We start from the raw sequence: 769 nt of genomic DNA, 5'->3' as shown, positions 1-769 counted from the left end.
ATGTTTTACCTGTCGCGCAGCGATGGCGCGCTCATCGGTGACGTCGCGCAGGCCCTGAACATTGGCGCACCGGCGATGTCCGGCCTCGCCAACCGGCTCGAGCAGGCCGGTTATTTGCTGCGCCAGCGTGACTCGGTCGATGGGCGCGCGATTCGCCTCTACCAAACCGAGGAAGGCCGTGCTGCCGGGCAACGCGCCAAGGCCACGCTGGGCGCGTTGAACGCCAAGTTGAGCGAAGGTTTCAGCGAGGATGAGATGGCTGTCGTCGGAAGATGGCTGGAATCTCTGCCGCAAAGACTCTCTGCGGAGGAGTAGCCGAGCCCGGGCTGCGAGTTCAGCGTCCTGGCCGGATGGGGCTTGCGCGTAAGGCAACGGGCCCAGGGCTGCCTTTGCATTGGCTCCAAAGCGGCGGCTGCTCGTCACGGCGGGGATCAAGCGACTCTACAACGGCTATTCGAGGCGGGCGTCTTGGACTATGCTGCCGCGCATGGCGACGACAGAGCAGAAAGACCTCGACTGGATCGGGCAGGCCCCGGTCTCGACGACGGCTTCTCCAGAGGCTGTGTTCGCTATTCTGGCGGACCACGAACGCTGGCCGGAGTGGTTCCCCGTCATCAAAAGAACGGAGGTGCTTGGCACGCTCCGAGAAGGCGTCGGCACGCGGCGCGTGACGACCATCCCCGGCGGCAAGGTCGAGGAGCGCATCATTGCCTGGGACCCAGGCCAGCGGTGGGCGTTCACCGCCACAGCCGTTAGCCCGGGAATCATG

General features: G+C 65.3%; 2 protein-coding genes. Both read left to right on the top strand.

Annotation, left to right across the window (positions count from 1 at the left end):
* Positions 1 to 315, top strand: a 315-nt coding sequence (locus AC1DY5_RS57550) for a MarR family winged helix-turn-helix transcriptional regulator (protein ID WP_478123026.1), incomplete at its 5' end; no start/stop codon positions are given.
* 160 nt (positions 316 to 475) lie between these two features.
* Positions 476 to 769: SRPBCC family protein (locus AC1DY5_RS57545; RefSeq protein WP_478123025.1), on the top strand; the 294-nt coding region annotated here is incomplete at its 3' end.

Source organism: Variovorax sp. P4_D9, from assembly GCF_056401695.1.
The sequence above is the reverse complement of the archived record's forward strand: the minus strand, read 5'-3'. Positions and strand labels throughout refer to the sequence as shown.